Consider the following 13241-nt stretch of genomic DNA (forward strand, 5'->3'; position numbering starts at 1 on the left):
TTTAGCCTTTATGCGCCAGCATCGGGCCTAACGGACGGCCGCCCAGCAGGTGCATATGAATATGGTAGACTTCCTGGCCGCCGTGGCGGTTGCAGTTAACGATAAGGCGGTAGCCGTCATCAGCCAGGCCTTCATCACGGGCAATCCTGGCCGCGACGGTCATCATACGGCCCAGCGCCAGTTCGTGCTCGCTCGTAACGTCGTTCACGGTCGGAATCAGGATATTCGGGATAATCAGAATATGGGTCGGCGCCTGCGGAGAGATATCGCGAAAAGCGGTGACCAGCTCATCCTGATAAACAATATCCGACGGGATTTCCCGGCGAATGATTTTGCTGAAAATCGTTTCTTCTGCCATGACTGATTCCTTATTAGTTTTATACCGTGCTCCGGCCTGCCTCTGCAGATAAACACGAATGCACAGGATCAGCTAAGAGTATGAGCGACTTCCTCCCTCTCTTTCAACCTGAATGCAGTTTTTCTTATTCAACTATAGACTTAGCTGCTGAGGGAATAAGCATTTCTCCCCATTTTCCTGCCATTGCCAACAATGAGCAGAATACCGACGTAAAAAAGGCAGCCATTTGGCTGCCTTAGTCTCCCCACACTACGTCTTAGCTGTTGCGGATGTATTCATCCATTTCGGTTTTCAGGTTATCGGACTTGGTACCGAAAATGGCCTGAACGCCAGAACCTGCAACAACTACGCCAGCAGCACCCAGTTTTTTCAGACCAGCCTGATCAACTTTCGCTACGTCAGCCACGCTCACGCGCAGACGAGTAATACATGCGTCGAGGTTAGTGATGTTCTCTTTACCGCCGAAAGCAGCAATCAGAGCTGGAGCCATTTCACTGGTAGCGGCGCCTTTGCTGTCTTCAGTGGCATCTTCACGACCCGGAGTTTTCAGGTCCAGCGCTTTAATCAGCACACGGAAGACCACGTAGTACACGATCGCGTAGCAAATACCGACAATCGGGAACAGCCACAGCTTGCTGCTGTTGCCGGACAGAACGATAAAGTCGATCAGACCGTGAGAGAATGAAGTACCGTCACGCATACCCAGCAGGATACAGATCGGGAATGCCAGGCCTGCAAGAATCGCGTGAATGATATACAGGATCGGCGCAACGAACATGAAGGAGAACTCGATCGGCTCGGTAATACCAGTCAGGAACGAGGTCAGCGCAGCGGAGATCATGATACCACCGACTTTGGCGCGGTTCTCTGGTTTAGCAGAGTGCCAAATCGCGATAGCTGCAGCCGGCAGGCCGTACATTTTGAACAGGAAGCCGCCAGACAGTTTACCCGCAGTCGGGTCGCCGGCCATGTAACGCGGGATGTCGCCGTGGAACACCTGACCTGCAGCGTTGGTGTATTCACCAATCTGCATCTGGAAAGGTACGTTCCAGATATGGTGCAGACCAAACGGTACCAGGCAGCGCTCAATGAAGCCGTAGATACCGAACGCCACAACCGGGTTCTGGTAAGCCGCCCATTGAGAGAAGGTCTGGATGGCGGAACCGATCGGCGGCCAGATGAAGGACAGGATCACGCCGGTGAAGATAGCGGCGAGACCAGAGATAATCGGCACAAAGCGCTTGCCCGCGAAGAAGCCGAGATATTCAGGCAGCTTGATACGGTAGAAGCGGTTGAACATGTAGGCTGCAATCGCACCGGAAATAATACCGCCAAGCACGCCGGTATCAGCCAGGTGTTTCGCTGCGATTTCCTCAGCAGGTAAATGCAGAACCAGCGGCGCGACTACCGCCATGGTTTTCACCATGATGCCGTAAGCTACGACTGCAGCCAGTGCGGATACACCGTCGTTATTGGTGAAGCCAAGCGCAACACCGATTGCGAAGATCAGCGGCATATTGGCGAAAACTGAACCGCCTGCTTCTGCCATGACGTGGGAAACCACGGCAGGCAGCCAGCTGAAGTTGGCAGAACCGACGCCCAGCAGAATACCTGCGATAGGCAGTACGGATACTGGCAGCATCAGCGATTTACCGACCTTCTGCAGGTTAGCAAATGCATTCTTAAACATAATTGAGAGTGCTCCTGAGTATTTGGTACTTTTTTACGTTTTCACGCATTGGCCCGGGGGGAGAACCGTGCCGTGGACAGGACATCTAAGCGCCCTTTATTTATTACACAGAGTAAAATAATTAACGCGGAGATTGTTTGACGGCTATCACGTTTCATTCAGTCAACATATAAAAATTTACACTGATTTACACAATGTGTATCTGTATGTTGCAGAAATGCGTTCACCGCCTCTGTCGCGGCGGTGAACTTTACTCGCTTTGAGTATTAATTACGAGCCTTAAAATAATAGAAAGATCAGGCAGGTTGCAGTCTGGCAGGGTCGATGTGGAACAAGCTGGCAAAGTTTTCGGTGGTTTGTTGCGCAAGTTGCTCCAGCGACACGCCCTTCAAGACCGCCATGTATTCGGCGACATCACGCACCATCGCCGGCTGATTCTCTTTACCGCGATGCGGTACCGGCGCCAGATAGGGCGAGTCGGTCTCTACCAGCAGGCGATCGAGCGGCACATAACGCGCTGCATCTCGCAGCTGTTCGGCATTACGGAACGTGACGATACCGGAAAACGAAATATAGAACCCCATATCGAGCAGTTTACCCGCGGTCTCTCTATCCTCTGTGAAACAGTGTAGTACGCCACCGCAATCCGTCACGTTTTCTTCCTGCAAAATTGCCAGCGTGTCGGCGCGCGCATCACGGGTATGCACAATCACCGGTTTATTTAATTCGCGGCCAATGCGAATATGCTGACGGAAAGACTCCTGCTGGCGCAGTTTGGTTTCCGGGGTATAGAAGTAATCGAGCCCGGTTTCCCCCATCGCCACTACGCCCTCTTCCGCCGCCAGCGTACGCAGCTCCTCATAGTCATACGCTTCATCCTGGTTCAGGGGATGCACGCCGCAAGAAAAGACAACGTCATCGCGCTGGCCGATTAATTCACGCATCCCGCGGTATCCCGGCAGCGTCGTGGCGACAGCCAGGAAAAACCTGACATCACGCGCGGCGGCTTTCGCCAGAACATCATCGACGTCTTTATGCAACGTTTGATAATCCAGGCCATCAAGATGGCAGTGGGAATCGACTAAAAACATATTCTTATTCTCAGAGATGCGAGACGGGCAGAACCGCCCCGGGTTGCAGGTAATGTTCCCAGCGCAGAAGGCGCTCGGTGAGCAGCAGTTCGCGATTGACGCCGACCACGCTCAGCAACTGTTCGCGACAGGCGCTAACATCGCGCGTGATAGCCTCAAGACGTGGGCCCGAAAGTGTTTGCGCCAGCTGGTTAACCAGCGTCCAGGCATCCGGATTACTCAGAAGCGAAATGCCCTGCTGCCTTTTTTGCGCATCCAACAGCAGCGAAGCCAGCCAGTGCAGGCGCACCGGAGCCTGTTCATGATTCAGAACCGGTAATAATGACAGCCAGTCGCCGCTGGTTAACGCGCTCGCTAGCGCCTGGCAAAGCTGTTGTCGCGGCGCCCAGTTGGCTTCTTGCAGTAACGCCAGCGCTGCCGCGGGTGCGTTAGCGCTGAGGCGCAGCGCTGCCAGTAAAGTATCTTGTGACATTGTCACTTCGCGCTCTAACCACCCTAATGCCCAGGCTTCAGAAGGCGGAGCAAGGTGATATGAGAAGCACCGGCTACGCAAGGTGGCGAGTAGACGCGCCGGCTCCTGACAGGCCAGGAAAAACCAGGTGTTTTCCGGCGGCTCTTCCAGCGTCTTCAGCAAAGCATTCGCGGCAGCATCGGTTAACAACGTCGCATCGTTGATCCACACCACCTTCGCGCCGCCAAGACGCGCGCGCTCATAGAGTTTTTCAGTGATGCCGCGCACCGCATCGATGCCTAGCGCGCTCTTGCCTTTCTCCGGGACAAGCGTGTAGTAATCAGGATGGGTGCCGGCCTGCATAAGCTGACAGCTATGGCAATGGCCGCAGCTTTTATGCCCCTCCGGCTGGCGGCACATCAGGAATCGGCATAATGCGTAGATAAGCGCATCGCCCCCCATTCCCGGCAACGCCTGCAGTAATAACGCATGGTGACCCCGTCCTGCCTGATAACCAGCGACTAGCTGCTCGAAGGACGGGCGTAACCACGGATACCATTTCATGCGCGCTGCTCCGCAACCCATTGCGTGACAACCGCGCGAATGTCGCGCTCAACCGCTTCCAGCGGCTGCGTCGCATCCACGGTGCGGATAGTCGGATCCTGCGCCGCCAGCTCAAGGTAGCGCGCGCGGGTACGATTAAAGAAATTCATCGACTCCTGCTCGATACGATCCAGATCGCCGCGCGCGCGCGCGCGCTTGAGGCCGACCTCCGGCGTCACGTCAAGGTAGAGCGTTAAATCAGGGCGGAAATCGCCGAGCACCGCATCGCGTAGCGTCGCCAGCATTCGCTGATCGATACCGCGTCCGCCGCCCTGGTAGGCCTGAGTTGAGAGATCGTGACGGTCGCCAATGACCCATTGACCGCGGGCCAGCGCCGGCTTGATAACGGTTTCGACCAGCTGTACGCGGGCGGCGTAAAACATCAGCACTTCCGCTTTATCGTTAATGACTTCATCGCCGGTAGACTGGATATCCAGCACCAGGCTGCGCAGTTTTTCAGCCAGGATGGTACCGCCCGGCTCACGGGTAAACACCATATCGCGGATACCCAGCTGTTCGAGTGTCTCAACGACCAGATTGCGTGCGGTCGTTTTCCCCGCCCCTTCCAGGCCTTCGATGACGATATAGTTACTGCGCATGTTTTTCCTTAAGTACTTTTAAATAGTCCTGAACCGAACGGTTATGGCTGGCCAGATTAGTATTGAACGTATGGCCGCCTTTTCCGTCGGCAACAAAATAGAGGTACGGCGTTTTCGCCGGATGCGCGGCCGCATTGAGAGACGCTTCGCCCGGCACGGCGATTGGCCCTGGCGGCATACCGCTAATCACATAGGTGTTATAAGCGGTCGGCGTCTCCAGATCTTTACGCGACAGTTTACCATTATAGCGCTCTCCCATGCCGTAAATTACGGTAGGGTCGGTCTGCAAACGCATGCCAATGCGTAGACGGTTGATAAAGACCGACGCCACGCGATCGCGCTCGGCAGGAACCGCGGTCTCTTTCTCAACGATAGAGGCCATGGTCAGTAACTGGTTTTGATCTTTATACGGTAGATTATCCGCCCGCCCTTCCCAGGCTTTCGCTACCGCAGCGACCATTTTCTGGTGCGCGCGTTTAAGAATGGCGATATCGCTGGTATTGGCGGTGTACATCCAGGTATCCGGCCATAACCAACCTTCAACCCAATCGGCGTGCTCAAGACCCAGCGCTTTGGCCACCGTTTCGTAACTGTCGTCTTCTAAAGTGTGCTTCACATACGGCGCATCGCGCAGCTGACGCAAATAGTCGCTAACGCGCATCCCTTCAACAAACCGTAGCGGGAATTGCGCTTCTTTACCGCTCGCTAAAAGCTGCAGCATCTCGCGCACCGTCATTTGCGGTGTGAAGCGATAGGTACCCGCTTTGAAATGAGAAAGTTCAGGTTCGACGCGCAGCAGCCACTGGAATACGCGTGGACGATTAATGATTTTATCGCCATACAGCTGCTGACCAAGCACCACTCGCCCGGTTCCTGGCTCAAGGGTAAAGATGGTCTCTTCTTTAATAAGCAACTTACTATCTGCCAGTTGGCGGACTTTCCACATACCTGCCGCTGCGGCAATACCGAACACCACGACTAACAGCAGGACAAAACGTAACATTTTCTTCATGACTAACCAGGCAGCTCACACAATGGGGCTAAAAAATGGTAAAGATCGCGTTCAGACCAACAGACGTCATCCCAACGACAAACCGGTACCAGCGGCATAAGCGCATTGCAAATCAGCACTTCATCGGCATCGCGCAGTACATCAGGGCGCATGGATACTTCGACAACCTCAAAAGAAGAACGTGCCAACATAGCCATAGAGTGCTGGCGCATAATGCCATTAACGCCCGCCTGATCGAGGCGCGGCGTGAACACCTGGCTTCCTTTACGCCAGAACACATTCGCGGCACAGCATTCCGTAAGCCACCCGTCGCTGTCAAGAACCAGCGCCTCATCGGCGTCCGTCTGCTCAAGATGAGAACGAATTAAGACTTGTTCGAGGCGATTAAGATGTTTGAGCCCCGCCAGCGAAGGATTGCGCCCCAGGCGGATCGGGCTTAACGCCAGAGTTATTCCCTCTTCTCGCCAACGCGCATAATGCGCGGGAAAAGACGACACACTCATCATGCGGGTAGGTTGAATGCATCCGCTCGCGCTATATCCCCGACCTCCTGAACCACGCGTAATGATCACCTTGAGGACGCCTTCACGATGCGACTTTGCGAGTTCTTGCATCTCTGCGGCCAGCATTTGCCACGCAGTAAAAGGAATAAAGAGTTTTTCGCACGTATCCTGCAAACGGGCCAAATGGGCATTGAAGAAGGCTATCTGACCGTTGATGATTCGTGAGGTGGTAAAACAGCCATCACCGAATTGAATAGCACGGTCGTTAGCTGCCAGTACACTCTGCTCGACACCATTTATCAAGAACATAGGGGGCTCCTCTCACCGGTGGCACAGTGTCTCAGGATAAAAGGCAGAGAACAAGCGGAGAAAACCGAATAAAAAAAGACCCGCCAGGCGGGTCTTTTCGTCAACGCTGAACCAGCATTAGCGGTTGATTATACTTTTTTGAAGATAATCGAACCGTTAGTACCGCCAAAGCCGAAGGAGTTACACAGGGTGTATTCCATACCGGAAACCTGACGCGCTTCATGAGGAACGAAGTCGAGGTCGCAACCTTCATCCGGGTTATCCAGGTTGATGGTCGGCGGAACCGCCTGATCGCGCAGCGCCAGAATAGAGTAGATAGACTCTACTGCGCCAGCCGCGCCTAACAGGTGGCCGGTCATGGATTTGGTGGAGCTCACCATCACGCGGCTTGCCGCATCGCCAAACACGGATTTCACCGCCTGGGCTTCTGCTTTATCACCGGCTGGCGTCGAAGTACCGTGGGCGTTGACATAGCCAATCTGGCCCGGTTCAATCGCCGCATCGCGAATGGCGTTAACCATCGCCAGCGCAGCGCCAGCGCCATCTTCCGGTGGAGACGTCATATGGTACGCATCGCTGCTCATACCAAAACCGACGATCTCAGCGTAGATTTTCGCGCCGCGTTTTTTCGCATGCTCGTACTCTTCCAGCACGACCATACCGGCGCCGTCGCCCAGCACAAAGCCATCACGCTCTTTATCCCACGGACGGCTTGCCGCCTGCGGGTTATCATTGCGGGTAGACAGCGCGCGCGCAGCGCCAAAGCCGCCTACGCCCAGCGGCGTACTCGCCTTCTCTGCACCACCGGCAACCATCGCGTCGGCATCGCCGTAAGCGATAATACGCGCCGCGTGGCCGATGTTATGTACGCCTGAAGTACACGCGGTCGCGATGGAGATACTCGGTCCACGCAGACCAAACATGATGGTCAGATGACCGGCCACCATGTTAACAATTGTGGACGGTACGAAGAACGGGCTGATCTTCCGCGGTCCGCCATTTACCAGCGAACTGTGGTTTTCTTCGATCAAGCCGAGGCCACCAATACCGGAACCGATAGCGGCGCCGATGCGGGTTGCGTTTTCTTCCGTCACTTCAAGGCCAGAATCCTGCATGGCCTGAACGCCAGCGACAATTCCATATTGAATGAAGGCATCCATCTTGCGCTGTTCTTTGCGCGAGATGATATCATCACAGTTAAAATCCTTTACTAAGCCAGCAAATTTCGTTGCATAGGCGCTAGTATCGAAATGGTCGATCAGGCTGATGCCACTCTGACCGGCAAGGAGAGCTTTCCAGGTAGACTCTACGGTATTGCCGACAGGAGACAACATGCCCAGTCCGGTCACAACTACACGACGCTTAGACACGGTTGTCCTCCAGGGAGGGAAAATAGATTCTTGTGGGACAAAAAAAGATAAAACTCAGGCGGTCGAATGACCGCCTGGAGATGTTCACTTACGCCTGGTGACCGTTGATGTAATCAATGGCAGCCTGAACGGTGGTGATTTTCTCAGCTTCTTCGTCCGGAATCTCAGTATCAAACTCTTCTTCCAGAGCCATTACCAGCTCAACGGTGTCAAGAGAATCAGCGCCCAGGTCTTCAACGAAGGAAGCATTGTTGGTAACTTCTTCCTGCTTAACGCCCAGCTGTTCGCCGATAATTTTCTTAACGCGTTCTTCGATAGTGCTCATACTCTTAAATTTCCTATCAAAACTCGCTTTCGCGATGGTTTTCGTAGTGTATAAAATGTTGAAAAATTTGCAACTAAATCCCGGCAGGTCTTACCACGATTTTACGCTATTTTGCGGCTGTTTGCCCTAATAACGCAAATGATTTCGCACAAAACAGTACCCGCAAGCGTGCAGACTGCGCGCTTCCTGAACATTTTGCGCAAATCTCGGTCAGACCATATACATCCCGCCATTGACGTGCAGGGTTTCACCAGTGATGTAACCCGCTTCGTCAGAGGCTAAGAATGCAACCGCGCTGGCGATTTCATTTGGGGAGCCAAGGCGCCCCGCAGGAACTGCAGCCAGCGTACCCGCACGCTGCTCATCGGTCAGCGCACGCGTCATGTCCGTTTCAATAAAGCCCGGAGCAACAACGTTTACAGTAATACCGCGAGACGCAACTTCACGTGCCAGTGACTTACTGAAACCAATCAGACCCGCTTTCGCCGCAGCGTAGTTAGCCTGACCAGCATTTCCCATGGTACCAACCACAGAACCGATAGTGATAATACGCCCATGACGCTTTTTCATCATAGCGCGCATTACCGCTTTTGACAGACGGAATACAGATGACAGGTTGGTTTCGATAATATCGTTCCACTCATCATCTTTCATTCGCATTAACAGGTTATCACGAGTAATCCCGGCATTATTGACCAGGATGTCAACTTCGCCAAACTCTGCGCGAACATTTTCCAGAACAGATTCAATAGATGCCGGGTCGGTCACATTCAACATCAGACCTTTACCGTTGGCGCCTAGATAGTCGCTGATCGCCTGCGCACCGCTTTCGCTGGTGGCAGTACCGATAACTTTCGCGCCGCGCGCGGCGAGGGTTTCAGCGATTGCACGGCCGATACCGCGGCTTGCACCGGTAACCAGCGCGATTTTTCCTTCAAAACTCATGGTATTCCTCTTTTATTGCTCAAGCGCCGAAGACATCGCAGCCGGCTCGTTGAGCGCAGAAGCAGTCAGGGTGTCAACAATACGTTTGGTCAGGCCGGTGAGGACTTTACCCGGACCCATTTCATACAGGTGCTCGACGCCCTGAGATGCCATAAACTCAACGGTCTTAGTCCACTGAACCGGGCTGTACAGCTGACGAATCAGCGCATCGCGGATAGCATCCGGCGCGGTTTCACACTTCACGTCGACGTTATTCACGACCGGAATCGTCGGCGCGTTAAAAGTGATTTTCTGCAGTTCAACCGCCAGTTTTTCTGCGGCAGGTTTCATCAGCGCGCAGTGGGACGGTACGCTGACCGGCAGCGGCAACGCGCGTTTGGCGCCTGCGGCTTTACACGCGGCGCCTGCACGTTCAACGGCTTCTTTGTGCCCGGCGATAACCACCTGGCCCGGAGAATTGTAGTTCACCGGCGAAACCACCTGCCCTTGCGCAGATTCCTCACAGGCTTTCGCAATGGACGCATCGTCGAGACCAATAATTGCAGACATCGCGCCGGTGCCTTCCGGTACCGCTTCCTGCATGAATTTACCACGCAGTTCAACCAGACGAACGGCATCAGCGAAATTGATAACGCCTGCGCAGACCAGCGCAGAGTATTCGCCAAGGCTATGACCGGCTAACAGCGCTGGCGCTTTACCGCCCTGCTGCTGCCATACGCGATATAGCGCGACGGAGGCGGTCAGCAGCGCCGGTTGCGTTTGCCAGGTTTTATTCAGTTCTTCTGCCGGGCCCTGTTGGGCAAGCGCCCACAGATCGTAACCCAACGCTGCGGAAGCTTCGCCGAAGGTCTCTTCAATCACAGGCCAGGTCGCGGCCATATCTGCCAGCATACCGACAGCCTGAGAGCCCTGTCCGGGGAACACAAAAGCAAATTGCGTCATGTTTAAATCCTTATACTAAAAACGAACCAGCGCGGAACCCCAGGTGAAACCACCACCGAAGGCTTCCAGCAGAATCAACTGGCCGCGTTGAATACGGCCATCGCGCACGGCTTCGTCGAGCGCGCAAGGAACCGAAGCAGCAGAGGTATTACCGTGACGATCGAGCGTGACCACCACGTTATCCATCGACATCCCCAGCTTTTTCGCCGTCGCGCTGATGATACGCAGGTTAGCCTGGTGCGGGACCAGCCAATCCAGCGCCGAGCGCTCAAGGTTGTTGGCCGCCAGCGTCTCGTCAACGATATGCGCCAGTTCGGTGACCGCGACTTTAAACACTTCGTTGCCGGCCATCGTCAGATAAATCGGGTTTTCCGGCTCAACGCGATCGGCATTCGGCAGCGTTAACAGGTCGCCGTAGCGGCCATCGGCGTGCAGATGCGTAGAGATAATGCCCGGCTCTTCGGAAGCGCCAAGCACCACCGCGCCCGCGCCATCGCCGAAGATAATGATCGTGCCGCGATCGGTTGGATCGCAGGTACGCGCCAGCACATCAGCGCCGATCACCAGCGCATAATCGACGGCGCCGTTTTTCACGTACTGATCGGCGATGCTCAAGGCATAGGTAAAGCCCGCGCAGGCGGCTGCGACGTCAAACGCCGGGCACCCTTTTACCCCCAGCATAGATTGAATCTGGCACGCAGAGCTCGGGAAGGCATGCGTACCCGAGGTGGTCGCAACAACGATTAGACCAATTTGCTCCGGGTTGACATTCGCCATTTCCAGCGCTTTCTTTGCGGCTTCGAAGCCCATCGTAGCAACTGTTTCGTTCGCTGCGGCAATACGGCGTTCACGAATACCTGTACGCGTGACAATCCACTCGTCAGTCGTTTCAACCATTTTTTCCAGGTCGGCGTTAGTACGCACTTGCTCAGGCAGGTAGCTGCCGGTGCCAATAATCTTTGTATACATGTACGCTCAGTCACTCTTGGGTAATATACCCGCGTTGTTAAAACCGCAGGGCGTCAGTCGTATCCGTTGGTCCCGGTGTGCTGTCGGGCATTCCCGTTACCGCTGCTGCTCCCTGGCAGTTCAAAACCTGCTGGGTATAACGATTCCAGGCGAGCGGCGATCCGCTGTGGAACTTGCCGCTGCACCGCCTGCACTGCCTGCTCTATTGCGACGCAAAATGCGCGCTGGTTGGCAGCGCCATGACTTTTGATCACAGAACCGCGCAATCCTAACAGACAGGCGCCATTATACTGGTCGGGGTTGAGGTGACTGAATCGCCTGCTTAGGCTTTTTTGTAACCAACGCTTTAATAAAATCAGCCACCACGACCTTTTTTTTCCCTCTCCCTGTGATTTCAGCAGCGAAAGGAACATTCTGACAACACCTTCCATCGTCTTTAATGTGACGTTGCCGGTGAATCCATCACAAACCAGAACATCCGTTTTCCCCGTCAGCAACTCGTTAGCTTCAAGGTAACCAATATAGTTGAACGACGGCAGCTTTTTGAGAATCGCCGACGCATCACGGATGCTGTTGAGGCCTTTCATCTCTTCTTCGCCGATATTCAACAGCGCAATGCGCGGATTTTTAATCCCCACGACTTCTTCGGCTAACACCGCGCCCATCACCGCGAACTGCACCAGCATCGTGCTATCGCAATCGACGTTGGCGCCTAAATCCAGCACCACCGTTTTGCCCTTTTGCTGATGCGGCAGTACCGTCACCAGCGCCGGGCGCTCAATCCCCTCAATGGGCTTGAGCAATAATTTCGCGAGCCCCATCAGCGCGCCGGTATTTCCCGCGCTAACGCAGGCCTCGGCTCGGCCCTCTTTTACCAGCTCCAGCGCCAGGCGCATCGAGCTTCCGCGACTACTGCGGATAGCCTGTGCGGGTCGCGCATCACTGGCAATAACTGACTGTGCAGGAATAATCTGCAATCGCGAACGTTGTTCGAAATCAGCTTTGGCAAGTAATGGCGTGATGGCGTCGGGGTCGCCGACTAAAAGAAGAGTGAGTTGCGAATTAGAGTTCAGTGCCTGCAGTGCTGCAGGCACTGTCACGGATGGGCCAAAATCGCCCCCCATGACATCTAACGCCAGGGTTAGACGTGTCAAGGTCTCGTCGCTGCCCGGTTCGGTTATTCCCCAGTTACCCGGGGAGATCCTCACTAAGCTTCACCACGCTTTTACTCTTGTCTTTCACGTTGCAAGGACGTTAGGTACGTTTTCTTGCAACGTGAAATCCACGGAGTAAGGCGTGATTACTTAGCGATTACCTTGCGACCGCGGTAGAAACCGTCGGCAGTGATGTGGTGACGCAGGTGTTTCTCACCAGAAGTTTTGTCTACAGACAGGCTGGTGACTGCGGTCAGAGCGTCATGGGAACGACGCATGCCACGTTTGGAACGGGTTGGTTTATTCTGTTGTACGGCCATGGACCTTACTCCTCAATTACTTATGCTTTAAGCTGGCTAATACGGCAAATGGGTTTGGTTTTTGTGCCTCTTCAGGCAGTTCGCCAAAGACCATGTCCGCGTCGGACACTTCACAGTGTTCAGAATCATGCACCGGAACTACCGGCAAGGAAAGAATGATTTCATCCTCAACCATCGCCTGCAGATCGATTTCACCGAATTCGTTAACCTCAATCGGCTCATACGCTTCCGGTAGTGCTTCTGCCTGTTCGTCATTTCTGACAGGGCTGAAACAATACGTTGTGTGGACATGATGAGGGAACGGTTTCCCGCAACGCTGACATTCGAGGGTTACCGACACCTTCGCATCACCGGTAATAACGGCGAGACGCTGGTTATCGATAGCGAACGACATGCTGCATTCCACATCACTGTCCACGCTGACGACTGAATCGGCGACACGGCCAACCTGATCACGGGCGTAGATACCCTCGTAATCAAGGCGTTTTTGAGCCGTGCGAACCGGATCGAGAGTCAGGGGTAATTTTACCTTTTGCATAGGGCGCGCATATTAACTTTGTAATGTCATAGAGTCAAAGAAAAAGGCAGCCTCAGGTTGCC

General features: G+C 54.3%; 15 protein-coding genes. All 15 read right to left on the reverse strand.

Annotated features, from left to right (window positions below; genetic code table 11):
* Position 1: 1 nt before the first annotated feature.
* The 15 genes from hinT to yceD all read right to left on the reverse strand — a co-directional run bounded on the left by hinT (position 2) and on the right by yceD (position 13179).
* Positions 2-358 carry a purine nucleoside phosphoramidase gene (gene hinT / locus ABLV78_RS15530; RefSeq protein WP_047046872.1) on the reverse strand — a complete coding sequence of 119 codons (357 nt, stop codon included), beginning with the start codon at positions 356-358 and terminating at the stop codon, positions 2-4.
* Between the two features lie 256 nt (positions 359-614).
* Positions 615-2048 (reverse strand): PTS glucose transporter subunit IIBC, encoded by a 1434-nt coding sequence (ptsG, locus tag ABLV78_RS15535; protein WP_045393695.1) that lies wholly within the window; start codon positions 2046-2048, stop codon positions 615-617.
* Between the two features lie 296 nt (positions 2049-2344).
* Positions 2345-3139: a metal-dependent hydrolase gene (locus ABLV78_RS15540; RefSeq protein WP_047046875.1), complete on the reverse strand. Its 795-nt coding sequence runs from the start codon at positions 3137-3139 to the stop codon at positions 2345-2347.
* 10 nt (positions 3140-3149) lie between these two features.
* Positions 3150-4154 (reverse strand): DNA polymerase III subunit delta', encoded by a 1005-nt coding sequence (gene holB, locus ABLV78_RS15545; protein ID WP_047046878.1) that lies wholly within the window; start codon positions 4152-4154, stop codon positions 3150-3152.
* Positions 4151-4792 (reverse strand): dTMP kinase, encoded by a 642-nt coding sequence (tmk, locus tag ABLV78_RS15550; protein WP_045393687.1) that lies wholly within the window; start codon positions 4790-4792, stop codon positions 4151-4153. Before tmk ends, holB begins: the two co-directional genes overlap by 4 nt.
* Positions 4782-5804, reverse strand: a complete 1023-nt coding sequence (gene yceG / locus ABLV78_RS15555; RefSeq protein WP_047046881.1) for a cell division protein YceG — start codon at positions 5802-5804, stop codon at positions 4782-4784. Before yceG ends, tmk begins: the two co-directional genes overlap by 11 nt.
* Before the next feature lie 2 nt (positions 5805-5806).
* Positions 5807-6616, reverse strand: a complete 810-nt coding sequence (gene pabC, locus ABLV78_RS15560) for an aminodeoxychorismate lyase (protein WP_047046884.1) — start codon at positions 6614-6616, stop codon at positions 5807-5809.
* A gap of 128 nt (positions 6617-6744) precedes the next feature.
* Complete coding sequence (fabF, locus tag ABLV78_RS15565; RefSeq protein WP_015705037.1) at positions 6745-7986, reverse strand: beta-ketoacyl-ACP synthase II; 1242 nt, start codon at positions 7984-7986, stop codon at positions 6745-6747.
* A gap of 88 nt (positions 7987-8074) precedes the next feature.
* The gene (acpP, locus tag ABLV78_RS15570) at positions 8075-8311 is read right to left on the reverse strand and encodes an acyl carrier protein (RefSeq protein WP_000103754.1); all 237 of its coding nucleotides are present in this window, start codon (positions 8309-8311) and stop codon (positions 8075-8077) included.
* 210 nt (positions 8312-8521) lie between these two features.
* Positions 8522-9256, reverse strand: a complete 735-nt coding sequence (gene fabG / locus ABLV78_RS15575; RefSeq protein ID WP_015367190.1) for a 3-oxoacyl-ACP reductase FabG — start codon at positions 9254-9256, stop codon at positions 8522-8524.
* 12 nt (positions 9257-9268) lie between these two features.
* The gene (fabD, locus tag ABLV78_RS15580) at positions 9269-10198 is read right to left on the reverse strand and encodes an ACP S-malonyltransferase (RefSeq protein ID WP_045393679.1); all 930 of its coding nucleotides are present in this window, start codon (positions 10196-10198) and stop codon (positions 9269-9271) included.
* Between the two features lie 15 nt (positions 10199-10213).
* Positions 10214-11167: a beta-ketoacyl-ACP synthase III gene (locus ABLV78_RS15585; protein WP_045393676.1), complete on the reverse strand. Its 954-nt coding sequence runs from the start codon at positions 11165-11167 to the stop codon at positions 10214-10216.
* 53 nt (positions 11168-11220) lie between these two features.
* Positions 11221-12321 (reverse strand): phosphate acyltransferase PlsX, encoded by a 1101-nt coding sequence (gene plsX / locus ABLV78_RS15590; RefSeq protein ID WP_088389843.1) that lies wholly within the window; start codon positions 12319-12321, stop codon positions 11221-11223.
* A 146-nt stretch (positions 12322-12467) separates the two neighbouring features.
* Positions 12468-12641: a 50S ribosomal protein L32 gene (rpmF, locus tag ABLV78_RS15595; protein ID WP_000290724.1), complete on the reverse strand. Its 174-nt coding sequence runs from the start codon at positions 12639-12641 to the stop codon at positions 12468-12470.
* Between the two features lie 16 nt (positions 12642-12657).
* Complete coding sequence (gene yceD, locus ABLV78_RS15600) at positions 12658-13179, reverse strand: 23S rRNA accumulation protein YceD (protein ID WP_015705036.1); 522 nt, start codon at positions 13177-13179, stop codon at positions 12658-12660.
* Positions 13180-13241: the final 62 nt, after the last annotated feature.

The organism is Klebsiella sp. CN_Kp075 (assembly GCF_040065055.2).
GTDB lineage: Bacteria > Pseudomonadota > Gammaproteobacteria > Enterobacterales > Enterobacteriaceae > Klebsiella > Klebsiella aerogenes.